The organism is Xanthomonas sp. LMG 12461 (assembly GCF_009192935.1).
Lineage (GTDB): Bacteria > Pseudomonadota > Gammaproteobacteria > Xanthomonadales > Xanthomonadaceae > Xanthomonas_A > Xanthomonas_A sontii.
Genome location: NZ_NQYT01000004.1, coordinates 71,081 through 96,499 on the forward strand (window position 1 = coordinate 71,081; position 25,419 = coordinate 96,499).

At 70.3% G+C, this 25,419-nt stretch carries 22 protein-coding genes and 1 other RNA gene; 5 read left to right on the forward strand and 18 right to left on the reverse strand.

Features of this window, described 5'->3' with window-relative positions; translation table 11 throughout:
- Nucleotides 1–51 precede the first annotated feature (51 nt).
- From CEK68_RS01630 to mraZ, 11 genes are read right to left on the reverse strand one after another with little or no spacing between them, the layout of a single operon-like run.
- On the reverse strand, nt 52–993 hold the full coding sequence (locus CEK68_RS01630) for a D-alanine--D-alanine ligase (protein WP_148827894.1): 942 nt from the start codon (nt 991–993) through the stop codon (nt 52–54).
- A complete protein-coding gene (murC, locus tag CEK68_RS01635; protein ID WP_010340124.1) occupies nt 990–2,426 on the reverse strand; it encodes a UDP-N-acetylmuramate--L-alanine ligase in 1,437 nt (478 codons plus the stop codon). Before murC ends, CEK68_RS01630 begins: the two co-directional genes overlap by 4 nt.
- Nucleotides 2,423–3,670 (reverse strand): undecaprenyldiphospho-muramoylpentapeptide beta-N-acetylglucosaminyltransferase, encoded by a 1,248-nt coding sequence (gene murG, locus CEK68_RS01640; RefSeq protein ID WP_267081995.1) that lies wholly within the window; start codon nt 3,668–3,670, stop codon nt 2,423–2,425. The genes murC and murG overlap by 4 nt, the downstream gene beginning before the upstream one ends.
- Nucleotides 3,667–4,989, reverse strand: coding sequence for a putative lipid II flippase FtsW (ftsW, locus tag CEK68_RS01645; protein ID WP_017910425.1), 1,323 nt, complete (start codon nt 4,987–4,989; stop codon nt 3,667–3,669). The genes murG and ftsW overlap by 4 nt, the downstream gene beginning before the upstream one ends.
- Nucleotides 4,989–6,074, reverse strand: a complete 1,086-nt coding sequence (mraY, locus tag CEK68_RS01650) for a phospho-N-acetylmuramoyl-pentapeptide-transferase (RefSeq protein ID WP_010344435.1) — start codon at nt 6,072–6,074, stop codon at nt 4,989–4,991. The genes ftsW and mraY overlap by 1 nt, the downstream gene beginning before the upstream one ends.
- Nucleotides 6,064–7,599 carry a UDP-N-acetylmuramoyl-tripeptide--D-alanyl-D-alanine ligase gene (gene murF / locus CEK68_RS01655; protein ID WP_152238330.1) on the reverse strand — a complete coding sequence of 512 codons (1,536 nt, stop codon included), beginning with the start codon at nt 7,597–7,599 and terminating at the stop codon, nt 6,064–6,066. The genes mraY and murF overlap by 11 nt, the downstream gene beginning before the upstream one ends.
- The gene (locus tag CEK68_RS01660; RefSeq protein WP_152238331.1) at nt 7,596–9,080 is read right to left on the reverse strand and encodes a UDP-N-acetylmuramoyl-L-alanyl-D-glutamate--2,6-diaminopimelate ligase; all 1,485 of its coding nucleotides are present in this window, start codon (nt 9,078–9,080) and stop codon (nt 7,596–7,598) included. The genes murF and CEK68_RS01660 overlap by 4 nt, the downstream gene beginning before the upstream one ends.
- Nucleotides 9,077–10,945 carry a penicillin-binding transpeptidase domain-containing protein gene (locus CEK68_RS01665; RefSeq protein ID WP_043093186.1) on the reverse strand — a complete coding sequence of 623 codons (1,869 nt, stop codon included), beginning with the start codon at nt 10,943–10,945 and terminating at the stop codon, nt 9,077–9,079. The genes CEK68_RS01660 and CEK68_RS01665 overlap by 4 nt, the downstream gene beginning before the upstream one ends.
- Entirely contained in the window at nt 10,942–11,205 is a 264-nt protein-coding gene (gene ftsL, locus CEK68_RS01670; RefSeq protein WP_010344441.1) for a cell division protein FtsL, read from the reverse strand. The genes CEK68_RS01665 and ftsL overlap by 4 nt, the downstream gene beginning before the upstream one ends.
- Nucleotides 11,202–12,314 (reverse strand): 16S rRNA (cytosine(1402)-N(4))-methyltransferase RsmH, encoded by a 1,113-nt coding sequence (rsmH, locus tag CEK68_RS01675; protein WP_152238345.1) that lies wholly within the window; start codon nt 12,312–12,314, stop codon nt 11,202–11,204. Before rsmH ends, ftsL begins: the two co-directional genes overlap by 4 nt.
- Before the next feature lie 14 nt (nt 12,315–12,328).
- Entirely contained in the window at nt 12,329–12,775 is a 447-nt protein-coding gene (gene mraZ / locus CEK68_RS01680) for a division/cell wall cluster transcriptional repressor MraZ (RefSeq protein WP_026144304.1), read from the reverse strand.
- 326 nt (nt 12,776–13,101) lie between these two features.
- On the opposite strand from mraZ, the gene CEK68_RS01685 reads away from it, so the two are divergent.
- The gene (locus CEK68_RS01685; RefSeq protein ID WP_152238332.1) at nt 13,102–13,887 is read left to right on the forward strand and encodes an NRDE family protein; all 786 of its coding nucleotides are present in this window, start codon (nt 13,102–13,104) and stop codon (nt 13,885–13,887) included.
- 235 nt (nt 13,888–14,122) lie between these two features.
- On the opposite strand, the gene rnpB is transcribed toward CEK68_RS01685, so the two are convergent.
- The 3 genes from rnpB to rsmI form a co-directional block, all read right to left on the reverse strand.
- Nucleotides 14,123–14,489, reverse strand: an RNA gene (gene rnpB / locus CEK68_RS01690) — RNase P RNA component class A.
- Nucleotides 14,490–14,517: 28 nt separating this feature from the next.
- Nucleotides 14,518–15,252, reverse strand: a complete 735-nt coding sequence (locus CEK68_RS01695; RefSeq protein ID WP_152238333.1) for a hypothetical protein — start codon at nt 15,250–15,252, stop codon at nt 14,518–14,520.
- The gene (gene rsmI / locus CEK68_RS01700; protein WP_152238334.1) at nt 15,245–16,072 is read right to left on the reverse strand and encodes a 16S rRNA (cytidine(1402)-2'-O)-methyltransferase; all 828 of its coding nucleotides are present in this window, start codon (nt 16,070–16,072) and stop codon (nt 15,245–15,247) included. Before rsmI ends, CEK68_RS01695 begins: the two co-directional genes overlap by 8 nt.
- Before the next feature lie 80 nt (nt 16,073–16,152).
- Between rsmI and CEK68_RS01705 the strand changes: the two genes are divergently transcribed.
- From CEK68_RS01705 to CEK68_RS01720, 4 genes are read left to right on the forward strand one after another with little or no spacing between them, the layout of a single operon-like run.
- Nucleotides 16,153–17,877 carry a penicillin-binding protein activator gene (locus CEK68_RS01705; RefSeq protein ID WP_152238335.1) on the forward strand — a complete coding sequence of 575 codons (1,725 nt, stop codon included), beginning with the start codon at nt 16,153–16,155 and terminating at the stop codon, nt 17,875–17,877.
- The gene (locus CEK68_RS01710) at nt 17,867–18,235 is read left to right on the forward strand and encodes a YraN family protein (RefSeq protein ID WP_017914048.1); all 369 of its coding nucleotides are present in this window, start codon (nt 17,867–17,869) and stop codon (nt 18,233–18,235) included. The genes CEK68_RS01705 and CEK68_RS01710 overlap by 11 nt, the downstream gene beginning before the upstream one ends.
- Before the next feature lies 1 nt (nt 18,236).
- Nucleotides 18,237–18,788, forward strand: coding sequence for a metal-dependent hydrolase (locus tag CEK68_RS01715; RefSeq protein ID WP_152238336.1), 552 nt, complete (start codon nt 18,237–18,239; stop codon nt 18,786–18,788).
- Nucleotides 18,785–20,170 carry an FAD-linked oxidase C-terminal domain-containing protein gene (locus CEK68_RS01720; protein WP_152238337.1) on the forward strand — a complete coding sequence of 462 codons (1,386 nt, stop codon included), beginning with the start codon at nt 18,785–18,787 and terminating at the stop codon, nt 20,168–20,170. The genes CEK68_RS01715 and CEK68_RS01720 overlap by 4 nt, the downstream gene beginning before the upstream one ends.
- Nucleotides 20,171–20,190: 20 nt before the next feature.
- Here the strand turns inward: CEK68_RS01720 and CEK68_RS21170 are convergent, their stop codons facing one another.
- The 4 genes from CEK68_RS21170 to CEK68_RS01740 form a co-directional block, all read right to left on the reverse strand.
- A complete protein-coding gene (locus CEK68_RS21170; protein WP_226977727.1) occupies nt 20,191–21,165 on the reverse strand; it encodes a hypothetical protein in 975 nt (324 codons plus the stop codon).
- 32 nt (nt 21,166–21,197) lie between these two features.
- Nucleotides 21,198–21,605 carry a hypothetical protein gene (locus CEK68_RS01730; protein WP_152180394.1) on the reverse strand — a complete coding sequence of 136 codons (408 nt, stop codon included), beginning with the start codon at nt 21,603–21,605 and terminating at the stop codon, nt 21,198–21,200.
- A 387-nt stretch (nt 21,606–21,992) separates the two neighbouring features.
- Complete coding sequence (locus CEK68_RS01735) at nt 21,993–22,721, reverse strand: response regulator (protein ID WP_152238338.1); 729 nt, start codon at nt 22,719–22,721, stop codon at nt 21,993–21,995.
- Complete coding sequence (locus tag CEK68_RS01740; protein WP_152238339.1) at nt 22,711–25,389, reverse strand: sensor histidine kinase KdpD; 2,679 nt, start codon at nt 25,387–25,389, stop codon at nt 22,711–22,713. The genes CEK68_RS01735 and CEK68_RS01740 overlap by 11 nt, the downstream gene beginning before the upstream one ends.
- Nucleotides 25,390–25,419 lie beyond the last annotated feature (30 nt).

The following is a 25,419-nucleotide window of genomic DNA, read 5'->3' on the forward strand; positions in this document are numbered from 1 at the left end:
ACGCGGCACCGCTCTTGCCCATTCCCCATTCCCGATTCCCGATTCCCGGCGTCACAGCGTCTGCTCCAGGATGCGCCAGCACAGGCCGGCGAAATCCACGCCCAGCTGCGCGGCGGCCTTGGGCACCAGCGAGTGGCTGGTCATGCCCGGGGCGGTGTTGACCTCGATCAGTTGCAGGCCGCGCACGCGGTCGCGCATCACGTCCACGCGGCCCCAGCCGCTGCAGCCGGCGGCGGCGAAGGCCTGCAGCGCGAGCTGGCGGATCTGGGTCTCGTCCTCGCCCTGCATGCCCGGGCACAGGTACTGGGTGTCCTCGGCGATGTACTTGGCGTGGTAGTCGTACCAGTCGCCGGCGGGGACGATGCGGATCGACGGCAGCGCGACGTCGCCGAGGATGCCGACGGTGTACTCCTCGCCCTGCACCATCTGCTCCATCAGCAGTTCGCCGCGGTAGTCGGCGGCGAAGGCGCGCACCGGCGCCAGGTCGGCCTCGGACAGCACGCGGAACACGCCGACGCTGGAGCCTTCGCAGGCGGGCTTGACGAACAGCGGGTAGCCCAGCGCGGCGGCGGCCGCGGCCAGGTCGGCCTGGGCGTCGATGCGGGCGAAGCCCGGGGTCGGCAGGCCGGCGGCGATCCACACCTGCTTGGTGCGGATCTTGTCCAGGGTCAGCGCGCTACCGAGCACGTCGGGGCCGGTGAACGGCACCTGCAGCGCGCGCAGCAGGCCCTGCAGCACGCCGTTCTCGCCGTCGCCGCCGTGCAGGATGTTGAACACGCGATCGACTTCGCCGGCGCGGATGCGCTCGAGCAAGGCGGGAATGCCGTCCACCGGCTGCGCGTCGACGCCGCGGCTGCGCAGCGCCTCGAGTACGTTGGCGCCGGAGTTCAGCGACACCTCGCGTTCGCTGGACGTGCCGCCGAGCAACACGGCGACGCGGCCGAACGCGGCCGGGTCGGTGACGCGCGGCGGCGGCAGGGTCTGCGCGCTCATGCGTCGGCTCCGCCGGCGAAGCCATGCTGGGCGATGTGCTGGGCCACGTAACCGATGTCGCCCGCGCCCATCATCAGCAGCAGGTCGCCGTCCTGCAGCACGTCCGGCAGCACGCTGTCGAGTTCGCCGACCTGGCCGACCACCACCGGTTCGCTGCGGCCGCGCGCGCGGATCGCGCGCGCCAGCGAGCGCGCGTCTGCGCCCGGGATCGGCGCCTCGCCGGCCGGGTAGACCTCGCTAAGCACCAGCGCGTCCACTTCCGACAGCACCGCGGCGAAGGCGTCGAACTGGTCGCGGGTGCGGCTGTAGCGATGCGGCTGGAACGCGACCACCAGGCGCTTGTCCGGCCAGCCGCCGCGGGCGGCGGCGAACACCGCGGCCAGCTCGCGCGGGTGGTGGCCGTAGTCGTCGACCACGCGCACGCGCGCGCCGCCGGCGGTGGTCACTTCGCCCAGGTCGTTGAAGCGGCGGCCGATGCCGGCGAAGCTCTGCAGCGCGCTGGCGATCGCCTCCGGCGCCACGCCGAGCTGCCAGCCGATGGCGGCGGCGGCCAGCGCGTTGAGCACGTTGTGCCGGCCCGGCAGCGCCAGGGTCACCGGGATGCTGCTGCCTTCGGGCAGGCGCAGGGTGAAGCGCATGCGCGGGCCGTCCTGCACCACGTCCTCGGCGCGCACGTCGGCGTTCTCGCTGAGGCCGTAGCTCATCACGTGGCGCGGGGTCTTCGCCGCCAGCGCGGCCACTTCCGGATCGTCGATGCACAGCACCGCCAGGCCGTAGAACGGCAGGCGCTGCAGGAACTCGGCGAACGCGGCCTGGACCCGGGCGAAGTCGTTGCCGTAGTTCTCCAGGTGATCGGCATCGATGTTGGTGATGACCGAGATCAGCGGGTTCAGGCGCAGGAAGCTGCCGTCGCTCTCGTCGGCCTCGGCCACCAGCCACTGGCCGCCGCCGAGCTTGGCGTTGGCGCCGGCGGCGAGCAGTTGCCCGCCGATCACGAAGGTCGGGTCCAGCCCACCTTCGCTGAGCACCGCCGCGGCCAGGCTGGTGGTGGTGGTCTTGCCGTGGGTGCCGGCCACCGCGATGCCGCGGCGGAAGCGCATCAGTTCGGCCAGCATCGCCGCGCGCGGCATGATCGGAATGCGCTGGCTGCGCGCCTCCATCAGTTCCGGGTTGTCTTCGCGGATCGCGCTGGACACCACCACGCAGTCGGTACCGAGCACATTGGCGGCCGAGTGCCCGCGCATCACCCGCGCACCGAGCTTGACCAGGCGCCGGGTCGCCGCGTTGTCGGCGTTGTCCGAACCGGAGACCTCATAGCCCAGCGTCAGCATGACCTCGGCGATGCCGCTCATGCCGGTGCCGCCGATGCCGACGAAGTGCACGCGCGGGAACGCGCGGACCAGATCGCCGGTGTCGTGGAGGCGGCGGATCATTGCTGGCCTCCTGCGGAGGCGGGAATGGGGAAACGGGAATCGGGAATTGGAAGAAGCGCGGCGGCTGCAGCGATCCGTGCCTGTCGCGTGTTCGTGTCTGCGTGTGTCACTGCGTGATTCTGCCCTTGATTGTGCTTGTACCCATTCCCCATTCCCGGTTCTCCATTCCCGGCTTCTTCCAAAACGATGTCCGCAATCCGCTCGGCCGCATCCGGCTTGGCCAGCTGGCGCGCGGCCTCGGCCATGGCCAGGCGCTGCGCCGGCTGCGCCAGCAGGTCGGGCAGCACGCGCTGCAGGTGGCCGGCCAGGGCGTCGTCCTGCTTCAGCAGCACGGCGGCGCCGCGCTCGACCAGGTATTCGGCGTTGCGGGTCTGGTGGTCGTCGACGGCGGCGGCGAACGGCACCAGCACGCTGCCGATGCCGACCGCGCACAGTTCGGCCAGGGTCGAGGCGCCGGCGCGGCACACCACCAGGTCGGCCCAGGCATAGGCGGCGGCCATGTCGCCGATGAAGGCTTCGACGCTGGCGGCGACGCCGGCATCGGCATAGGCGCGCGCGGCTTCCTCGCGCAGCGCTTCGCCGCACTGGTGGCGCACCTCCACGGCCGTGCCGAGCGCGGCCAGCGCCTGCGGTAGCGCCTGGTTGAGTACGCGTGCGCCTTGGCTGCCGCCCAGCACCAGCAGCCGCGGCGCGCCGTGGCGCCCGGCCAGGCGCTGCGCCGGCGGCGCCAGCGCGGCGATCTCGGCGCGCACCGGGTTGCCCACCGCTTCCTCGCGCGTGGCGAAGCTGCCGGGGAAGCCGGTCAGCACGCGCCGTGCGACCCGCGCCAGCACCTTGTTGGTCAGGCCCGGCGCGCGGTTCTGTTCGTGCACCAGCAGCGGCAGCTTGAGCAGGCGCGCGGCCAGGCCGCCGGGACCGGCCGCGAAGCCGCCGAAGCTGATCACCGCGCGCGGCGCACGCCGGCGCAGCACGAAGCCGGCGGCACGCACCGCGCGCATCACCCGCACCGGCGCGCCGAACAGGGCCAGCGCGCCCTTGCCGCGCAGCCCGCCGATCTCGATCGTGTCCAGCTCGATGCCGTGCTCCGGCACCAGCCGCGTTTCCATGCGCCCGGCCGCGCCCAGCCACACCACCGGCACGCCGCGCGCGCGCAGCACCTTGGCCACGGCCAGCGCGGGGAAGATGTGCCCGCCGGTGCCGCCGGCGAGGATCATCACCGGACGATCGCCCTGCACCGCGCTCATCCGAGCCTCCCGAAGGTCGGTTCCACGCGCGGCTGCATGCGGCTGGTGCCGCGCCCCGGGGTGCCGCCCTGGATCGCCGCGGCGACCGCGCTGGCGCTGGCCTCGCGTGCGGCCTGCAGGTCCTCGGCGTTGTCCACGGTCTGCTTGACCGGCATCGCCGCGTCGCTGCGCACCAGCGCCACCTGGCGCTCGGCGCGATTGAGTTCGTAGGACACGCGCAGCAGCAGGCCCATCGCCACGCAGGTCATCAGCACGCTGGAACCACCGGCGGAGATCAGCGGCAGGGTCAGGCCCTTGGTCGGCAGGATGCCCAGGTTCACGCCGACCGAGACGAAGCTCTGCAGGCTGATCCACAGGCCGATGCCGAAGGCGATGTAGCCGGAGAAGTGGCGCTTCATTTCCACGCAACGCATGCCCAGCCAGAACGCGCGGCCGACCAGCAGCGCGTACAGCGAGATGATCAGGCACACGCCGACGAAGCCCAGTTCCTCGGCGATGACCGAGAAGATGAAGTCGGTGTGCGCTTCCGGCAGGTAGTTGAGCTTCTGCACCGAGCCGCCCAGGCCGACCCCGAACAGTTCGCCGCGGCCCACCGCCATCAGCGCGTTGGACAGCTGGTAGCCGGAACCGAGCTGGTCGGCCCACGGATCGAGGAAGGAAGTGATGCGGCGCAGGCGGTACGGCTCGAGGATCGCGATGAAGGCGAACACCGGCAGGCCGATCACGATCGGCATCGACATGCGCGGCAGATTCACCCCGCCCAGCACCAGCATGCCGGCGGTGATCGCCAGCAGCAGCGTGGAGGAACCGAAGTCCGGCTGCAGCAGCAGCAGGCCGACCAGCGCCACCGCCACACCCAGCGGCTTGAGCATCGCCGGCCAGGTCGCGTTGACCTCGTCGCGGAAGCGCACCAGGTAGCTGGACAGCCACACGATGTACAGCACCTTCACCGCTTCCACGGTCTGGAAGCGCGAGATGCCCAGGTTGATCCAGCGCCGCGCACCGTTGACGGTGCTGCCCAGCCCGGGCACGAACACCACCAGCAGCAGGCCGAAGCAGGCCAGCAGCAGCAACTGGTTGTACTGCTCGATGTTCTTCAGCTCGGTGCGCATCGCCCAGATCGCCAGGCCGACACCGCCGGCCAGGAACAGCAGGTGACGGCTCAGGTAGTAGAACGGGCTAGTGGTCAGCTCGATCGAGCTGGAGCCGACCATGACCACGCCCAGCGACGCCAGCGCCACCGCGGCGCCGAGCAGCCACGGGTCGTAGCGGCCACCGATGGCCTCCAGGCGGGTCGCTTGGCGGGCGGGGTCGTTCATCAGCGCACCTTCAACGTGGCCAGGCCGACCAGCACCAGCACCACCGAAATGATCCAGAAGCGCACGATCACCCGCGGCTCCGGCCAGCCCTTCAGCTCGAAGTGGTGGTGGATCGGCGCCATGCGGAACACGCGCTTGCCGGTGAGCTTGAACGAGGCGACCTGGATCATCACCGACAGGGTCTCGATGACGAACACGCCGCCCATGATCACCAGCACCAGCTCCTGGCGCACGATCACTGCGATGGTGCCCAGCACCGCGCCCAGCGCCAGCGCGCCGATGTCGCCCATGAACACCATCGCCGGGTAGGTGTTGAACCACAGGAAGCCCAGGCCCGCGCCGGCGATCGCCGCGCAGATGATGATCAGCTCGCCGGCGCCGGGAATGGTCGGGATCTTCAGGTAAGCGGAGAACACCGCGTTGCCCGAGGCATAGGCGAACACGCCCAGCGCGCAGGCCACCAGCACCGTCGGCATGATCGCCAGGCCGTCCAGGCCGTCGGTCAGGTTGACCGCGTTGGAGAAGCCGACGATCCAGAAGTAGGCGATGGCCACGAAGCTGATCCCGGCCAGCGGCAGCGCGATCGACTTGAACATCGGGATGTAGAAGGTGATCGCCGCCGGTACGTCGGCGGTGTAGTACAGGAACAGGCCCGCGGCCAGGCCGAAGATCGACTGCAGCAGGTACTTCCAGCGCGACTTCAGCCCGTTCGGGTCGCGGCGCACGATCTTGATCCAGTCGTCGTACCAGCCGATCACGCCGAACGCCAGCATCACCGCCAGCACCAGCCACACGTAGCGGTTGCGCAGGTCGCCCCACAGCAGCACCGACAGCAGCACGGTGAGCAGGATCAGCGAGCCGCCCATGGTCGGAGTGCCGGCCTTGGAGAAGTGGGTCTGCGGGCCGTCCTGGCGGATCGGCTGGCCGCCCTTGAACTGCGCCAGCTTGCGGATCACCGCCGGGCCCAGCCACAGCGACAGGAACAGCGAGGTCAGCGCCGCGAGGATGCCGCGGAAGGTCAGATAGCCGAACAGCCCGAACATGCTTTCGAGCTGCTGCAGCCAGCGGGCGAGTTCAAGCAGCATGCGGCGCCTCCTGTGCCTGGTTCAGCAGCGCACGCACCACGGTGTCCATGGCGCTGCCGCGCGAGCCCTTGATCAGGAGCGTGGCCGGGACCCGGGACCCGGGACCCGGGACCCGTGGGAGCGCGCCATCGGACGGCGCGCTGGTGTTCTCATGCATCTGCTTCACTTCCTGCTCTTGATCCTGCTCTTGCCGATTCCCGGCTCCCGATTCCCGATTCCCGGCCACCGCAGCCAGATCGCGCTGCAGCGCCTCGATCAGCGCCGCATGGCTGTCGAAGACGCGGCCGTTCTCGCCGAACGCCTGCGCAGCGTGGGCGCTGAGCGGGCCGAGCGCGTACAGCCGGGTCAGCCCGGCATCGCGCGCGCGGCGCCCACCGCTGGCGTGCAGCGCCTCGGCGCCGGCGCCGAGTTCGCGCATGTCGCCCAGCACCAGCCAGCGCTCGCCGCCGGCCGCGGCCAGGGCGCCGATCGCCGCAGCCAGCGAGCCGGGGTTGGCGTTGTAGCTGTCGTCGATCAGCACCGCGCCGTTGGGCAGCGTGTGGGTGATCTGCCGGCCCGGCACCGGCTGCACCTGCGCCAGGCCGGCGGCGATACGCGCCGGAGCCACGTCCAGCGCCAGCGCCAGCGCGGCGGCGGCCAGGGCGTTCTGCAGATTGTGCCGACCCGGCAGCGGCAGCGTCGCCTCGACGTCGCCGCGCGAGGTGGTCAGCACGAACTGGGTACGGTCGGCGGCCATGCGGACCTGCGCGGCACCGACCTCGGCGCCCGGCTGCAGGCCGAAGCGCAGCACCTGCGGCCGCGCCTCGCCGGTCGCCAGACGCTGCTCGAACCACAGGCCGAAGGCATCGTCGGCATTGATCACCGCGGTGCCGTCGGCCTGCAGCGCGGTGTAGATCGCGCCCTTGGTCTGCGCCACGCCGAGCAGGCTGCCCATGCGCTCCAGGTGCGCAGCGGCGATGTTGTTGACCAGCGACACCTGCGGCGGCGCGATGTCGGTGAGATAGGCGATGTCGCCCGGCTTGCCGGCGCCCATCTCGTAGATCGCGTAGTCGGCGTCGTCCGGCGCCTCGATCACCGCCAGCGGCAGGCCGATCTCGTTGTTGCGGTTGCCGGGGTTGGCGTAGACGCTGCCGCCGTCGATGCGGCAGGCATGCTGCAGGATCGCCAGCAGCAGCGCCTTGACGCTGGTCTTGCCGTTGCTGCCGGTGATCGCGGCCACGCGGGTGGCACGGCCACGCTGCATGCCGGCGGCGATCCGCGCCAGCGCCAGCTGGGTGTCGGCGACGACGATCTGCGGCAGTTCGATCTGCGGCTGCACGCGCTCCACCAGCAGCGCGCTGGCGCCGCGCGCGGCGGCGTCGGCGACGAAGGCGTGGCCATCGAAACGCTCGCCGCGCAGCGCCACATACAGACTGCCGGCGGCCAGGCTGCGGGTGTCGTGGCTGATCGCGTCGATCGCCACGTCGTCGCCGTGCAGTTCGGCGCCGGCCCAGTGCGCGATCATCGACAACGGCAGGCGCTTCATCGGGCCGCCTCCGCCGCATGCGCGCGCAGGGCCTGCGCGGCGACCTCGGTGTCGTCGAACGGATGGCGCACGCCGGCGATCTCCTGGTACGGCTCGTGGCCCTTGCCGGCGATCAGCACGATGTCCTCGGCGCCGGCATCGGCGACCGCCATGGCGATGGCCTGCGCGCGGTCGCGCTGCACCTGCACCGCCTGCATGCCGTCGAAGCCGGCCAGGATGTCGGCGACGATACGGTCGCCGTCCTCGCCACGCGGGTTGTCGTCGGTGACCACCACGCGCTCGGACAGGCGCTGCGCGATCGCCGCCATCTGCGGGCGCTTGCCGGTGTCGCGCTCGCCGCCGCAGCCGAACACGCAGGTGATGCGGCCCTGCGCGTGCGCGCGCAGGCTCTGCAGCGCCTGTTCCAGCGCGTCGGGCGTGTGTGCGTAGTCGACCACCACCAGCGGCTGCGCACCATCGCCGCCGAGCCGGTTCATGCGCCCGCGGATCGGCTGCAGCTGCGCCAGGGTGGCGGCGATGCGCACCGGCGCCACGTCCAGCGCGTGCAGCGCGCCGGCCACGGCCAGCAGGTTGTCGACGTTGAAACGGCCCAGCAACGGCGACTGCAGCGGATGCCTCTCCTCGCCGATCGCCAGGGTGAAGCCGATGCCGCGCGCGTCCAGGCGCAGCGCCTCGGCGCGCACCTGCGCGCCATCCTGGCCGCGCGAACTGACCGCGATGCGGCGCAGCGCCGGATCCAGCGTGCCCAGCAACTCGCGGCCGAACGCATCGTCCAGGTTGACCACCGCCGACTTCAGCCCCGGCGTGGCGAACAGGCGCGCCTTGGCGGCGCCGTAACTGGCCATGTCGCCGTGGTAGTCGAGATGGTCGCGGGTGAGATTGGTGAACACCGCCACGTCGAAATGCACCGCGTCCACGCGGCCCTGGTCGAGCGCGTGCGAGCTGACTTCCATCGCCACCGCCTGCGCGCCGGCGTCGCGCAGCTGCGCCAGCAGCGCGTGCAGCGGCAGCACCAGCGGCGTGGTGAAGCCGGTCGGTTGCACCTGCCCGCACAGGCCGGCGCCGAGCGTGCCGATGCTGCCGCTGCGCGTGCCCAGCAGGTGCCAGGCCTGCGCCAGCAGTTGCACGGTGGAGGTCTTGCCGTTGGTGCCGGTGACCCCGACCATGGTCATGGTCTGCGACGGATGGCCGTGGAACTGGTCGGCCATCGCGCCCATGCGCGCGCGCAGGCCCGGCACCGCGATCGCGTCGGCCGGCGCCGGCAGCTCGGCCGGGGCCGGCGGGTCGTACAGCACCGCGACCGCGCCGTTGGCGCGCGCCTGCTCGGCGAAGCCAAGGCCATGCGCGCCGAAGCCGGCGATCGCCACGAAAGCATCGCCCGGGCGCACCGCGCGGCTGTCCATGACCAGCCCGGACACCTGCACATCGTGCGCCAGCGCCACACCCGGCAGCAGTTGCGACAGCGACATCGCGCGGGTCACTGGCGGGTCTCCTGCAGCGGAGCCGGCAACGCGGCCGGCGCCGGCGGCGCCACGGCGCGCGCGCTGGGCAGCGCGGCATCGACTTCGGCGGCGGCGTCGGGCACGGTCGCCGGATCCGGCTCCACCGGCGCCGGCGGCGGCGCGTGGCCGCTCTTGCCGGCGGCCTGCGCGGCCAGCCACGACTGGATGTCGTCCGGCGGCACGTCCATCAGCCGCAGCGCGCCTTCCATCACGTTGTGGAACACCGGCGCCGAGACCAGGCCGCCGTAGTACTTGGCGCCCTGCGGGTCGTTGATCACGATGACCGTGGCGAAGCGCGGGTTGCTCGCCGGCACCAGGCCCGCGAACAGCGCGTTGTAGTGGCCGCGCTCGTAGCCGCCGGGGCCGGCCTTGCGCGCGGTGCCGGTCTTGCCGGCCACGTGGTAGCCCAGGATCGCCGCGCCCTTGGCGCCGCCCTGGGTGACCACGGTCTCCATCATCGCCACCACTTCCTTGGAGATCGCCGGGTCCAGCACCTGCTTGCTGTCCTCGTGCTGGCCCTTGACGAAGGTCGGGGTGACCAGGCGGCCGCCGTTGCCCAGCGCGCAGTAGGCGCGGGCGATCTGCAGCGGCGTCACCGACAGGCCGTAGCCGTAGGACATGGTGGTCTTGGACGAGCCGCTCCAGCGCGCCGGCGACGGGAACACGCCGGCCGATTCGCCGGGGAAGCCGCTGTGCGGGGAGCTGCCGTAGCCGTAGCTGTGGACCTGGTCGTAGAAGGTCTGGTCCGGCAGCTTGGCCGCGATCTTGGCCGCGCCGATGTTGGAGCTGCGGGTGATCACCCCGGTCACGGTCAGCACGCCGTTGTTGCGCGGCACGTCCTTGATCGTGAAGCGGCCCACCGACATGTAGCCGGGGTTGGTGTCGATCAGCGTGTCCTTGGTCACCACCCCGGCCTTGAGCGCGGTGGAGATGGTCAGCGGCTTCATCGTCGAGCCCGGCTCGACCAGATCGGTGACCGCGCGGTTGCGGCGCACGTCCGGGTTGACCCCGTTGACCGCGTTGGGGTTGTAGGTCGGCAGGTTGACCATGGCCAGGATCTCGCCGGTGGCCACGTCCATGATCACGATCGAGCCGCCGGCGGCCTTGTTCTCGACCAGCGCGTTGCGCAGTTCCTTGTAGGCCAGGAACTGGATGCGGCGGTCGATGCTCAGGGTCAGGTCCTTGCCCGGCTGCGCCGGCTTGACCAGGTCGATACTCTCGACGATCGCGCCCTTGCGGTCGCGGATCACCCGCTTGGCGCCCGGCTTGCCGCGCAGCCACGAATCGAACGCCAGCTCCAGCCCTTCCTGGCCACGGTCGTCGATGTTGGTGAAGCCCAGCACATGCGCCATCGCTTCGCCCTGCGGGTAGAAGCGGCGGAATTCGCGCTGCGAGAACACGCCGGGGATGCCCAGCGCGACCACCGCATGCGCCTTGTCCGGATTGATCCGGCGCTTGAGGTACATGAACTCCTTGTCCGCCTTCTGCGAGAGCTTGGCGGTGAGTTCGTCGACCGGCAGCTCCAGCGCCTGCGCCAGCTGCGGGATGCGGTCCGGGCTGCGCAGCAGTTCCTGCGGGTTGACCCAGATCGACTCCACCGGCGTGGACACCGCCAGCGGCTCGCCGTTGCGGTCGGTGATCATGCCGCGCGAGGTGGCGATCGGCAGCTCGCGCAGGTAGCGCGCCTCGCCCTGGCGCTGGTAGAAATCGCTGTTGATCAGCTGCACGTAGGCCGCGCGGCCGATCAGGGTCACCGAGCACAGGCCCAGCGCGGCGCCGACCAGCACCAGGCGGCCGCGCAGGTTGAAGTTGCTGCGGGGGCGATTGCGGCCGCTCTTGTTCACGGACGCACCACCACGATGTCGCCGGTCTCGGGGAACTTCATCCCCAACCGCTCGCGCGCGACCTGGTCGACGCGATTGCTCTCGGCCCAGGTCGCCTGCTCCAGCTGCAGCCGGCCGAACTCGATGTTCAGCTCGTCGCGGTTGTGCTCCAGCCGCGACAGCTCCACGAACAACTGGCGATGGCGGTGACGCATGTACACCACCCCGATCGCCGAGGCGATGGTGCAGGCGAGCAGCACGAGCAGCAGCAGCCGGCTCATGGGGCGCTCCTGTGGAGCGCGCCATGGGCCGGCGGGAATGGGGAAACGGGAATGGGGAATGGGGAAGAGCCGGTCGACCGCACACGGAAACCTTCCGTCCCGGGAAGCGCGCTCTTGCTTTCGCCTTTCCCGATTCCCGATTCCCGACTCCCGATTCCCAGCTTCTCCGCCACCCGCAACACCGCGCTGCGCGCGCGCGGGTTCACCGCCAGTTCGTCGGCGTCGGCCTTGATCGCGCCGCCGTGCAGGCGCAGGGTCGGCACGAAGGTGGTGGCCTCGGGCAGGCGGCGGTTGCTCGGCGGGGCCTTGGCGTGGCGCTGCATGAACTGCTTGACGATGCGGTCTTCCAGCGAGTGGAAGCTGATCACCGCCAGGCGGCCGCCGGGCTTGAGCCGGGCCAGCGCCGCGTCCAGGCCGGTCTCCAGATCGGCCAGCTCGCGGTTGATGAGGATGCGGATGGCCTGGAAGCTGCGGGTGGCCGGGTGGGTCTTGCTGTCGCCGCGCGGCATCACGCTGGCGATCAGCTCGGCCAATTCGGCGGTGCGGGTCAGCGGCTGCTTCTCGCGGCGGGCGACGATGGCGCGGGCGATGCGCCGGCTCTGCCGCTCTTCGCCGTAGGTCCACAGCACGTCGGCGATCTCGCGCTCCTCGGCGCGCGCCAGCCACTGCGCGGCGCTCTCGCCAGCGTCCGGGTCCATGCGCATGTCCAGCGGGCCGTCCTTGCCGAAGGAGAAGCCGCGCGCGGCCACGTCCAGCTGCGGCGAGGACACGCCCAGGTCGAACAGCACCCCGTCCAGGGCGGTGGCGGCATCCCACTGGCCCAGCTCGGCGAAGCTGCCGCGATAGATGGACACGCGCGCGTCGCCGCCGAACGCATGTTCGGCTTCGGCGATCGCCTCGGGATCCTTGTCCATCACCAGCAGCCGGCCTCCTGGGCCGAGTTTGTGCAGCACCCCGCGCGCGTGTCCGCCACGCCCGAACGTGCCATCCAGATAGATTCCGTTTTCGATCACCTGCAGCCCGTCCAGGACCTGCGCGAACAACACCGGCACATGCGCCGCCGATGGTTGCGACACCGGGAGGTGACCGGCCTGCGCCTGTCCGCGCATCCGGACACCCCGACTCACAACTTCAGATCGAGCAATCCATCGCCCAGATCCTCGTCAGACAACGTCTGCTGGATCAGTGCGCGATGAGCCTGCTCGCTCCACAGTTCGAACTTGTCGCCCATGCCCAACAGCACGGCGCGCTTTTCAATGCCCACCGCGGCGCGATGGCTCGGCGGAATGGTGATGCGGGCGTTGGCATCCAGCTCCAGCGCGGCCGACGAACCCACCAGCTTCTGCTGCAGGACCCGCACCACGCGCTGGGTGTTGGGCTTGGCCATGACGTCGTCACGGACCCGCTCCCACTCCTTCTCCGCATACAGCCACAGGCAGCCGGCCTCGAACGGGTTGTAGGTCAGCACCAGCCGATTGCCGCTCACGCGCGCGACGAGGTCGCGGTACGCGGTGGGAACCGCCATACGCCCCTTGTCGTCCACAGTGATTGCGGTCTCGCCCTGAAACACGACGCCTGCACCTTTCCGAATCCGCCTGGGCGGTCATTGAACCACGAAAAACCACAAAAAACCCGGTTTCCCCTCAAGTGCCCACCTTAGCAGCGCGCAACGGGTTGTCAACAACTTTGCGAGCGGTAAATCGCTAGCGGGATCAATGGTTTGCAACGATCTTTAGAGACTTGTTCAAGGCTTATCCACAAGTTACTGTTTCGTCTCAAATTTTGAGATTGAACGGAAATTCAGGCCTGTGTACGCGGCGTTAAGACGGTCGTCACCGGCCGTCGACATGGCGCCCGGGCTCGCGCCGCGCTGCGCAAGCGCGCACACTGCCGGGCATGTGTCTGGTCGTTCTCGCGCACGCTGCGCACCCGCGATGGCGCTTGCTGCTGGTCGGCAACCGCGACGAATTCCACGCGCGCCCGACCGCGCCGCTGCAGCGCTGGCCGGCCCCGGCGCAGCGCCTGCTGGCCGGGCGCGACCTGCGCTCCGGCGGCACCTGGGTGGGGCTGGACGCCGCCGGCCGCTGCGCCGTGGTCACCAACGTGCGCGACCCGCTGGCGTCGATGTCCGGCGCCTCGCGCGGCGCCCTGATCGCCGACTACCTGAGCGGCGAACAGCCGGCCGCCGCCTTCGCCGACGCGCTGGCGGCGCGCGCCGACGCCTACCCGCCGTTCAACCTGCTACTGGCCGATGCCGCCGGCGCCGCCTACGTGGGCAACCACCCGCCCGGCCGCAGCGCCCTGGAATCCGGTGTGCACGGCATGTCCAACGGCGCGCTCGACGCGCCCTGGCCCAAGACCCTGCGCCTGCGCGCGGCCGTGAGCGCCTGGATCGCCGCCGGCGACGACGACCTGGCGCCGCTGTGGCGGGCGCTGGCCGACGAGACCCTGGCCGACCCGGCCGACCTGCCCGACACCGGGGTCGGCCCGGACCTGGAACGGCGGCTGTCGCCGGCCTTCATCCGCGGCCACGACTACGGCACCCGCGCCAGCACTATCGTCGCGGTGGATGCCGCCGGGCACGGCTGGATCCATGAGCGCCGGTTCGGCCCGGACGGAGTGTTTCAGGGGGAGACGCGGCTGGAGAACTGGCCCCCAGGGGCGGACACCGGGAGGCGGTAACGCCTGCGCTCAGCCACCACCTTCCAGCAACGATGGCGTGGCGGACCTGTGTTGGCACGTCAGGTGCGTGCAGTCGGGACTGAAGTCCCTCCCACAATGGAGCAGCGACGGCGGCGAAGCGAACAGAATCGGCAACGGCGACAAGCCAGGCTCCATAGCGCCGCCGGGGCAGCGCCAGCCCTGCATTCGAGGCAAGCGAGCGAGCGCCAGAGCGCGCGTCTGTGAAGAAGAAAAGTGGCGGAGCCGGCCGATAAGCCGGGTTCTGTCGTGGACAGTCATTCTTCTAGGCGCACCGTCACCGGTACGCTCAAGCAACCTACCCGGACCCGACGCGGGCCGCGCCATGAGGTCCCTATTTGGTCTTGCTCCAGGTGGGGTTTGCCGTGCCGGTCCGTTACCGGACTCGCGGTGCGCTCTTACCGCACCATTTCACCCTTACCGGCCTGCTTGCGCAGACGTAGGCGGTATCTTTCTGTTGCACTAGTCCGTCGGCTCGCGCCGCCCAGGCGTTACCTGGCACCTTGCCCTATGGAGCCCGGACTTTCCTCGGCATCCCGCCGCACCGAAATGCGAGGGGATGACGCGACTGTCTGGCCGGCTCCGCCATGAGTATTGTCGCATGTTTCCCGTTCAGAAGCTGATCCCCTTATCGTCACGGGAAACCAATAGTACCCGCGCGAAACGGCTTTCCAACTGCCACTCCGTTGCACTTCGCGGTATCGACAAACTTGCGGCCATCGGCCACAGATCACATATGACCAAGAGCCACACCTGATCACAGCACGCTAAGTAGCTATCGACATTTTCATTCTTTATCGAAACTGCGGCCTGCAGCATGTCGTGCGTCAAATCCGGCGTACTCCATACAGAGCCACCGATCCACTGGGAAGGCTCGTCTGGTTCTTGCTCACAGATCGTCAATCCCTCGATCCACCAGGGAAGGAGAGCGCGGGAGCGAGCATCCAATGCCTGGAACATCTCACCCGTTTCCGGACGATGCTTATGCACAAGCGCGACAAGTTCGCGGACCGCTGGCTTTTTTTCAGGCGGAGCACCATTGAATAAGACGTTGACGAACAAGCGATGGCCGTACGAAGACTCGTACAACGATCTAGCATCATCGACGATGTTGTGCTGTGCCGGTTCAATTTCTCGAGGCTGCAGACGCAATGCTGGGTCATCACACTGAAAAAGCTGAGTGACCTCAATGCCAAAGACCGTGCCATCGCTTCGAATCAAAAAGTCAGGGGCAGGCGGCTGCGGTTGCTCTACAACGCCGTCAGGAATTTCTTCCGGCATAACGGCTCTAGCAAGGTTCAGCCAAGCCAACTCCCGCGCCTGCTGACGCGCGACCTTGCTAGACACCGCCGTACAACGCCTTGCGCGACGCACCGGTCAGTTCGGCGGCCAGCTTGGCGGCGGTGGACGGCGGCAGATGTTCGCTGAGCTTGGCGTAGACGCGGCGGCCTTCGGCCAGTTGCGCGTCGGCGTCGTCGCCGGCGCCCTGCACCATCAGCACGAACTCGCCCTTGCGCTGGTTGTCGTCGGCCTCGACCCGCGCGTGCAGGTCGGCCAGGGTGCCGTCGAGCACGGTCTCGAACAATTTGGTCAATTCGCGCGCCATGACTGCCGGGCGGGCATCGCCGAAGGCGGCGCGGCAGTCGGCCAGGGACTCGGCAATGCGGTGCGAGGCTTCGTAGAACACCAGGGTGCGCGGCTCGCCGGCCAACCGCGCCAGGCGCTCGCGGCGCGCCGAGGCCTTGGCCGGCAGGAAGCCCTCGAAGGCGAAGCGGTCGCTGGGCAGGCCGGCGACGCTGAGCGCGGCGATCGCCGCGCAGGCGCCGGGCACCGGGCTGACCCGGACCCCGGCCGCGCGTGCCGCGCGCACCAGGCGGTAGCCGGGGTCGCTGACCAACGGGGTGCCGGCGTCGCTGACCAGGGCCAGCGACTGCCCCTCCAGCAGGCGCGCGACGATGCGCTGCGACAGCGCCTCCTCGTTGTGTTCGTGCAGCGCCAGCAGCGGCCGCTCGATGCCGAAGTGGGCCAGCAGCTGGCCGCTGCGGCGGGTGTCCTCGGCGCAGATCGCCGCGACCGAGCGCAGCGTCTCCTGGGCGCGCGGCGTCAGGTCGGCGAGGTTGCCGATCGGCGTGGCGACGACATGCAGGGTTCCGGGCTGGGCGCTCATCTACGGCTTTCCATGGTCAAGGGTAGAATCGTAGCGGTTTTCCCCGGCGCGCCCGGCGTGCCCAGCCGAATGGACCAGAAATGAACAAGCGATTCGCAAGGATTTCCGCCCTGTCGCTGCTGGCGCTGCTCGTCGCCGGCTGCGCCACCACCAGCGTGACGCCGAGCGCTTCGCCGGCCCAGTCGGCGGCGCTGGCGCTGCTGGACCAGGGCAAGCCGCGGGACGCGGCGCAGCAGCTCGAGGCGCAGGCCGCCGGCGCCACCGGCAGCGCCCGCAACCAGTTGCTGGGCGACGCCGCCTTCGCCTGGTACGAGGCCGGCGATACCGCCCGTGCGCGCAGCCTGCTGGCGCAGGTGCAGCCGCGGCAGTTGCCGCCACTGAGCAAGGTGCGGGTGGCGCTGGTCGAGGCCGAGCTAGCGCTGGCCGACCGCCAGCCGGCCAAGGCGCTGCAGGCGCTGGGCAGCGATCCGCAGGCGGTGCCGCAGAACCTGCGCGCGCGCTGGCATCTGGCCCGTGCGCAGGCGCTGGAAGGCACCGGCGACGCCACCGCGGCGCTGGACGAACGCGCCCGCGCCGACAACGGCCTCAGCGGCCAGGCGCGCAGCGACAACCAGCGCGCCATCGTGCGCCAGCTGGCCACGCTCAACGACGCCACCCTGCAGGCGCGCGCCGCCGCGCTGCCGGCCGGCGACCCGCTGTACAACTTCGTCGGCCGCGCGCTGCTGAGCCGCGGACTGGCGCTGCCGCGTCCGTTCGACCGCGGCGAGCAGTGGGGTTTCGACACCAGCAAGCGGCCGCCGGCCGAGCGCGACGGCTATCGCCCGCCGGCCAAGCTGGCGGTGCTGCTGCCGTTGAGCGGCAGCCTGGCCACCGCGGCCGCGCCGGTACGCGACGGTCTGCTTGCCGGCTACTACGGCGAGACCCGGCGGCGTCCTGCGATCGACTTCATCGACACCACCGGCACCCCGGCCGGGGCGCTGGCCGCCTATCAGAAGGCGGTCGACGGCGGCGCCGACTTCGTGGTCGGCCCGCTCGGCCGCGACGAGGTCACCGCGCTGTTCGGGCGCGACGCGTTGCCGGTGCCGGTGCTGGCGTTGAACCGCGGCACCCACGCCCCGCCCGGCGGCAGCGCCGGCTTCTCGCTGGCTCCGGAAGACGACGGCATCGCCGCCGCCGAGTACCTGCTAGCGCACGAACGCCGCAATACGCTGGTGATCGGCAGCAACGACGACAACGGCCGCCGCGCGGTGGCCGCGTTCCGCGACCGCTTCAGCGAGCGCGGCGGCAAGGTCGCCGGCAGCGTCAGCGTGGCCGACACCCCGGGCGACATCGGCGCGCAACTGCGCAACGCCGGCGCCGCCGACTCGGTGCTGCTGGCGGTGAAGGGCAATACTGCCCGCGCGCTGGCGCCGCAGCTGGCGCTGGCCGGTTTCGCCGGCAAGACCCGGGTGGCGACCTCGCAGCTGGTGCTGGGCACCGGCAAGCCCGAGGACGACCTGGTGCTGGACGGCATTGTCTACCCGAGCGAGCTGTGGAACGTGCGCGGCGTCGGCGGCCTGCCGGCGGCGACCAGCGTGGCCGACATGCTGCCGACCGCGCGCGGCCCGGCCGGGCGGCTGTTCGCGTTCGGCTACGACGCCTGGCAGATCACCGCCTACCTGGAGAAGCTGGCGACCGGCAAGGACAGCGGCCTGCGCGGCGCCACCGGCGTGCTGCACCTGGACGGCTTCGGCAACATCGTGCGCACCCCGGCCTGGTCCACCTTCAGCGGCGGGCGCCCGACCCCGCTGCCCGATGGAAACTGAGCGGCGCCGACGCGGCAACGCGGTGGAAGCGGCGGCGCGCGCCGAACTGGAGCGCGCCGGCCTGCGCCTGATCGCCGCCAACGTCGCCTTCCGCGGCGGCGAGCTGGACCTGGTGATGCAGCAGGCGCAGAGCCTGGTGTTCGTCGAAGTGCGCTACAGGCGCAGCACCGCGTTCGGTGGCGGCGCGGCCTCGGTCGACCTGCGCAAGCGCCGCCGCCTGCTGCTGGCGGCGCAACTGTTCCTGGCCGCGCATCCGCAGTACGCCAACTGGCCGTGCCGCTTCGACGTGGTCGAGGCCGAAGGCGATCCGCCGCGGCTGACCTGGCTGCGCGACGCCTTCCGCGCCGAGGATTGCTGAGATGCCCAGCGTCTTCACCCACGCCGCGGTGCCGCTGGCGCTGTGGGCCGCCGCCGATCGCGGGCGCATCTCCACGCGCCTGCTCGGCGCCGGCATCGTCGCGGCGATGCTGCCCGACGCCGACGTGCTCGGCTTCGCCCTGCACATCCCCTACGCCGACGCCTTCGGCCATCGCGGCGCCAGCCACTCGCTGTTGTTCGCCGCGGTACTGGGCATGCTCGGCGCGTTGCTGCACCGGCCCCTGCGCGCCGGCGCGCTGCAGGCGGCCGTCTGGATGTTCGTCTGCACCGCCTCGCATCCGCTGCTCGATGCGATGACCTCCGGCGGCCTCGGCGTGGCCCTGGCCTGGCCGTGGAGCGAACAGCGCTGGTTCGCGCCATGGCGGCCGATCCGGGTCTCGCCGTTCGCCAACGGTTTCTTCAGCGCGCGCGGCGTGGCCACGCTGTGGTCCGAACTGCGCTGGGTGTGGCTGCCGCTGGCGCTGGCGGTGCTCACCTGGAAACTGCTGCAGCCGCCCTCGCCCTCCACTTCGTCGTCGCCACCTTCACCATGACCACCGCCCTGCCCACCGCGCTCACCGACACCCTTTCCGCCCTTCTCGGCCCAGAGGGCTGGCGCACCGACGCCGACAGCCGCCGCAGCTATGGCGAGGACGATTCGCGGCGCTGGGCCCTGGCCGATGCGGTGGCGCTGCCGCAGACCCGCGAGCAGGTGCAGGCGATCGTGCGCGCCTGCCGTGCGCACCGCGTGCCGCTGGTGGCGCGCGGCGCCGGCACCGGCACCGCCGGCGCCGCGGTACCGTTCTCCGGCGGCGTGGTGCTGTCGTTCGCACGCATGAACCGCATCCTGCAGCTGCGCCCGGCCGACCGCTGCGCGGTGGTCGAACCCGGCGTGCTCAACGGCGACCTGCAACAGGCCCTGGCGCCGCACGGGCTGTTCTGGCCTCCGGACCCGTCCAGTGCGGAGATCTGCAGCGTCGGCGGCAACCTGTCGACCAATGCCGGCGGACCGCGCGCGGTGAAGTACGGCGCCACCCGCGACAACGTGCTCGGCCTGGTCGCGGTGACCGGCAGCGGCGAGCTGATCCGCTGTGGCGGCGCCTATACCAAGGACGCCACCGGCTACGACCTGACCCACCTGCTGGTCGGCAGCGAAGGCACCCTGGCGCTGATCGTGGAAGCGACGCTGAAGCTGTCGCCACGGCCGCTGGCGCAGGCTGGGCTGCGCGCGCTGTACCGCGACGCCGCCGCGGCCGCTGCCGCGGTGTCGCGACTGATGGCGCAGCCGAGCACGCCGACCATGCTCGAGTTCATGGACCGCAGCGCGATCGCGCTGCTGCGCCGCAACGGCAGCGACGTGCCCGAGGCCGGCGCGATGCTGCTGATCGAGGCCGACGGCGACCACGACACCCTGCCCTATACGCTGCAGGCGCTGGGCGCCGCCGCCGAAGGCGACGGCCTGCTGGCGCTGGACGTAGCCGCCGACGGCAGCGCGCGCGACCGCCTGTGGGCCGCGCGCCGCGCGCTGTCGCCGGCGCTGCGCACGATCCGCCCCGGCAAGATCAACGAAGACGTGGTGGTGCCGGTATCGCGCATCCCCGACCTGGTGGCCGGCGTGGAAGCGCTGGCCGCCGAGTTCGACCTGCCGATCGTCGCCTTCGGCCATGCCGGCAACGGCAACCTGCACGTCAACATCATGTACGCGCCCGACGACGCCGCCGAAACCGCGCGCGCGCAGGCGGCGCTGCCGCGGCTGTTCGCGCTGGTGCTGTCGCTGGAAGGCACCCTCTCGGGCGAACACGGCATCGGCGTGGCCAAGCGCGACTATATGGACCAGGCCTTCAATGCCGCGACCCTTGACGCGATGCGCGCGATCAAGCGCGCGCTGGATCCGGATGGGATCCTCAATCCGGGGAAGGTGTTGCCGCCGGGATGAGGGACTCCCCAAACGCCACTTCAGCGTGATGGCACATTCGGCGCTTGGGCATGGATCGCGGCGTCCTGATGCTGCCCGTCCTGTTGTGCGGCTTGTTGCAAGGCGTCGGACATCGAAGGCGCAGCCGCGCCCAAGTCGATTTGGACGCGGGTCCCAGGCGGAAACGATGCGGCCACCCATGCCTGATCGTCCTTCATGAAGACCTGCGCATCGTTCTCGCGAATCCCTTCGGCCTTTGCCAGGACCGACACGTGCAGCACGTGCGCATCGGAGACAGACGCCGGAAACCGCTCACGCAAGGTCGAATACATGGAATAGACGGCATGTCCTTGCGGAACCGCGTCGACCTCGGAAGGCTGCGGCGTGCCGGGTCGACGCAGCGTGGGAGCGATGGCCCGATCGTAATAGTCACCGTAGTATTGCTCATAGGTCGAATGGGGACTGACCGATGGCTGTTCCGTCTTGAACACCTGACCGATCTGGTTGAGCGCGGCATCCCGCCCTAGCCGACCGGCCAGGTACTGATCCGCGATTGCCGCGTACTGTCTAGGCCGATCTCCACTGCCGGAGATGCCGATATCGGCTCCACCACGAGCGAGGATTTCCTGTCTGACCTTGGCATTGCTCAACGTCGCAGCGGCCTCGCCACGCAGCATGCTGGCGACATAGGTCTCCCGCGACGACTTATCGGGTATCTCGGTAAATCGATGATGGCCTATTTCGTGAGAAATCGACCTTGCGATTCGCCCACCATGTCCCATCGCGTTTTCATCGATGACGATGGCACGACCAGGATCCACATAGGTTCCACCTCCTGCCCTTCCCCAGATCACCTCGATGCGGTCGTGACGCAACTGCGCCAATCCGCTTCGCAACGTCGGCGACTCCTCCAGGAATGACTGCAGCGAAGGATCCTGCAGCGGTGTAGCCGGGCGCGGCGGAGAGGAATTTGGCGACGCCTGCGAAGCGCCGGGTTCCGACATCGACTCGACCATGCTGCAACTCCTTTGCCAAAGGCATACAGTTCTTAGTTCTTCCGAATCGTCATCTGGATCAGATGCTTCTCGTCGGCAGAAAGACCCAGGATCACGCGGGTGTCCGGTGCGGCGTCAACGGACCAGTAAGCTGCCGAATCGACTGCATCGGGCCGAGGCGGATACAACGTCGCGTTCGGCCATGGCGCGCTTTCAAGCGGCACTCCCGGCAAAGGGAAACGCAGCAGCAACGTGGCATGCGACGCATCGTCTTTCGCGCTACGCAATTCAATGTCGCTGACGGGTATCCCGCCAAGCGAGCCACTGTCGCTGGTGCGCACGTCGAAACCATCCCCCGCCTGTACGGCACCGAGGCTAGTCTGTAGCTGTGCGTTGATTGCTGCAATGTCGTCGAATCGCGTATCGACCAGACGATCCACCACCCGCTTGATGCGTTCCATCGGACTCTCCTTGCTCTCTGAGGCGGATACGGCTGGCGCCACGCTGCGAGCGCGATCTAGCTGGGCATCGCGGGTGCACGCCGCAAAGATCAGGCAAGACATCGAGATGCTCAACCATCGCCATCGATGCCCGTGGCACCGCACAACGGGGATGGCTCGCGTCCAGCAACTCATGGCCCTAACATGCATGTGTCCGGCCCGGCTCCTACGATGCCGCGGAATTTATTCAAATCCACCCGCTTGCACAAGACGGCGCCTTCGGCGCGTCGCTACGACGCGCATGGCGAGCAAGACGGCCTACTCGGACCAGACCAGGATCAAACCCCGTTTCCACAGCGAGTACGTCCGGTGCCGACCATGCGTGATCGATGCGTCCACTCGCTTGAATCAGCTACTGCGTTCGTTCACGCCGATGAAACGCAGCCCCACGCCCGGCTCGGTGGCGATGTAACGCGGGGCCACGGCGCTGTCGCCGAGTTTCTGCCGCAGCTTGCCGACCAGGATGCGCAGGTAGTGGGTGTCGTCCTGGTGGGTGGGGCCCCATAGTTCGCGCAGCAGTTGCGGCTGCGTCACCACGCGGCCGCTGTGTCGCAGCAGCAGGGCGAGCAGCGCGTACTCCTTGCGACTGAGCGGCAGCGCTTCGCCGTCCAGGCGCACTTCGCGCAGGCCCAGGTGGATGTGCAGGTGGCCATCGTCGAACACCGGCTCGGCCTCCCCGGCCACCGGCTGCATGCGCAGCAGCACGCGGATGCGCGCCATCAGTTCCTGCACGCCGAACGGCTTGGTCACGTAGTCGTTGGCGCCGGCGTCCAGCGCCTGCACCTTCTCGTCCTCGCCAGCGCGCACGGTGAGCATGATCACCGGCACAGACGACCATTGCCGCAGTTCGCGCAGCACGCTGTGCCCGTCCTGGTCGGGCAGGCCAATGTCCAGCACCACCAGTTCGGCGCCGTGCGCGGCCAGTTGCGCCAGGCCGGCGGCGCCGGTGTCGGCCTGCAGCACGCGGTAGCCTTGCGCGCGCAGGCTGATGTCGAGGAAACGGCGGATCTGCGGCTCGTCGTCGATGACCAGCACGCGCGGCGGCGGAATCGGATCGGCGTGGGACTCAGTCGGCATCGGGGCGGGACGGCGGCGCGGCGGGTTCGATGAGCGGCAGGGTAATGCGGATCGTGGTGCCGCGGCCATCGGGGCCGGGTAGCGCCTCGACGCTGCCGCCGTGCGCGCCGATCATGCCCTGGCAGATGGTCAGGCCCAGGCCGGTGCCATGGCGGCCGCGGTCGCCGCGCTCGACGCTGTAGAACATGTCGAAGATGCGCGCGCGCTCGTCCTCGGGAATGCCCGGGCCGCGGTCGCTGATGTCGATGCGCAGGCGGTCCTCGACCATGCCCGCGGCGACGCGGATCGCCGCATCCGCCGGCGAGAACTTGGCCGCGTTCTCCAGCACATTGAAGATCGCCTGCTCGACCAGCGCCGGGTGCACCCACAGCGTCGGCAGTTCCGCGGCCAGGGCGATGTCCAGGCGCACCTGCGGCTGGTAGCGCTGCAGGCGCCGCGCGGCCGAGCCGATCAGTTCGTCCACGCCGATCCAGTCGCGGTTCAAGGTCAAGCCGGTGTGGCCGAGCCGGGTCATGTCCAGCAGGTTCTGGATGTAGCGGTCCAGGCGTTCGCCTTCCAGTTGGATCGTCTCGAGCAGGCTGCGGCGATCGTCCGCGTCCATCGCCTTGCCGTAGCTGGACAGGCTGCTGGCCGCGCCGATCATCGCCGCCAGCGGCGAGCGCAGGTCGTGCGAGACCGAGGACAGCAGGGCCGAGCGCAACCGCTCGGTCTCGCCGCTGACACGGGCACTCTCCAGGTCGGCGACCAAGCGCGTGCGCAGCGCGGCCTGGCCGATGTCCTCCACCATCGCCTCGGCCAGGCGCTGCTGCTCCAGGCCCGGGCGCTGCACGCCGGCGCCGAAACGCAGGCCGACCACACCGATGGTGCCGCGCTCGTGGCGCACCGGCAGGAACCACCAGCTCGCGCCGGCCAGCGTATCGGTGAAGCGCCCGGTGGCCTGGCCGTGGCGCTGCGCCCAGTCGGCGGCGCTGCGGTCCACCGCGGCCATCGTCGGCGCGTAGTCGTCGGCGCCGTCATGCGCGCGCTCCAGCGGCTGCAGGCGCAGCCAGGCCTCGGCATCGAGGGTGCCGGCGAGCGCGCGGCGCCCGGCCTCCAGCACCTGGCCGAGGTCGGCGGCACTGGTGAGTTCGCGGCCCAGGCGCTGCAGTGCGGTGGTCTGCGCATTGACCGCGCGCAGCGCCAGCACCTGCATGCGCAGGCGCGAGGCCAGGCGCCCGGCGACCAGGGCGGCGACCAGGAACAGCAGCACCGTGACCACGCCCTGGCGCGCGCCGATCTGGAAGGTGAAGCGCGGTTCGATGAAGAAGAAGTTGTAGCTGAAGAAACTCAGCAGCGCCGCCAGCACCGCCGCGGTCATCCGCGTCTTCGACGCGACCATCACCACCGCGACGATGAACACCATCGACAGGTCGTCGATGCCGACCCAACTTTCGGCGATCCACGCCACCACCACCGCCAGCGCCGACGCCACCGTAGCGAACAGCAGGTCGTCGCGCGACAGCCAGTGCGCGGGGCTGCGCCAGCGCCGCCGCGCCCGCGCGCGCGCTTCCGGCGAACTGATGATCACCAGTTCGTAGTGCGCGCCGCGTTGCAGCAGTTGCTGGGTCAGGGTGCGGTTGATCATGCGCGCCAGCGGGCGCTCGCGGGTGCGGCCCAGCACCAGGGTGGACACGCCGCTGCGCGCGGCATGGTCGAGCAAGGCGTCGGCGACGTTGGCGCCGTGCAGCAGCGCGGCCTCGCCGCCCAGCCGGCGCGCCAGCGCGAAGGCGCGGTCGATCTCCAGTTGCCAGTCGGCATCCGGCTGCGCCTGAGTCTGCACGGTGACCACCGTCCACGGCGCGCCGCGGCGCTCGGCCAGGCGCCGCGCCACCCGCACCAGGTAGTCGGACTGGCCGCGCCCGTCGATCGCCACCATCACCGTGCGCCGCAGCGCCACGCTGGTGCGGCCCTGCGCGGCCTGCACGTCGCGCAGATCGTTGTCGACGCGGTCGGCGGCGGTCTGCATCGCCAGCTCGCGCAGCGCGGCCAGGTTGGACGGCGAGAAGAATGCCTGCAGCGCCTGCCCGGCCTGCTCGGGCAGGTAGACCTTGCCCTGCTGCAGGCGTTCGATCAGCTCGCGTGGCGGCAGGTCGACCAGCACGATGTCGCGCAGGCGGTCGAAGATCGCATCGGGCACGGTCTCGCTGACGCGCACGCCGGTGATGCGGTGGACGACGTCGTTGAGGCTTTCCAGGTGCTGGATGTTGACCGTGCTGTAGACGTCGATGCCGGCGTCGAGCAGTTCCTGTACATCCTGCCAGCGCCGCTCGTGACGGCTGCCCGGCGCGTTGCGATGGGCCAACTCGTCCACCAGCACCAGCGGCGGGCGCAGCGCCAGCAGCGCATCCAGGTCCATCTCGTCCAGGGTGCGGCCGCGGTACTCCAGCCGCCGCCGCGGCTGCACGGTGAGGCCCTCCAGCAGCGCCGCGGTCTCGGCGCGGCCGTGGGTCTCGACCACGCCGACCACCAGGTTGCTGCCCTGCTGCTGCAACTGCCGCGCACGCGACAGCATCGCGTAAGTCTTGCCGACCCCCGGCGCCGCGCCGAGGAACACGGTCAGGCGCCCGCCGCGCTCGCGCTGCAGTTCGCCGATCAGGGCGTCGGCCTGTTGGGTGCGGGGGTCGGGCATTTGGTGCTGGGAATGGGGAATGGGGAATGG